We start from the raw sequence: 614 nt of genomic DNA, 5'->3' as shown, positions 1-614 counted from the left end.
AGCTGCAAAACTATATTATAAAATGTTAAGCTATAAATTTCAAAATGAAGACGTTGAAGATGGCTATAACGATGATTTTAACAATAATAACAATAAAGTAAATAATTTTTCAAAATTTAACGAAGACGATGAGTACTAAAGGCGCTATTTCAAATTTCATAGAAAAATACTATCTGCACTTTAATGCAGCATCAGTAGTTGATGCCGCTAAAGCGTACGAAGATCAATTAAACAATGGCGCTAAAATGCTGGTGTCTCTTGCTGGTGCTATGAGTACTGCAGAGTTAGGTAAAATTTTTGCTGAAATGATTAGGCAAGATAAAGTGCATATCATTTCATGTACAGGGGCAAACCTTGAAGAAGATATCATGAATTTAGTTGCACACTCACACTATAAACGTGTACCTAATTACAGAGATTTAACACCGCAGCAAGAATGGGATTTGTTAGAAAAGGGTTTAAACAGAGTTACAGATACATGTATTCCTGAAGAAGAAGCATTCAGAAGATTACAAAAACACATACACGCTATTTGGAAAGAAGCTGATGATAAAGGCGAACGCTATTTACCACATGAGTTTATGTATAAAATGCTATTATCGGGTGTGTTAGAA

1 protein-coding gene is annotated in these 614 nt (G+C 33.6%); it reads left to right on the top strand.

The annotated features are described in order from the left end of the window. Positions 1-128 precede the first annotated feature (128 nt). Positions 129-614, top strand: a 486-nt coding sequence (locus FUA24_RS07565; RefSeq protein ID WP_187388210.1) for a deoxyhypusine synthase family protein, incomplete at its 3' end; no start/stop codon positions are given.

It is taken from the genome of Seonamhaeicola marinus (genome assembly GCF_008085455.1).
The sequence above is the reverse complement of the archived record's forward strand: the minus strand, read 5'-3'. Positions and strand labels throughout refer to the sequence as shown.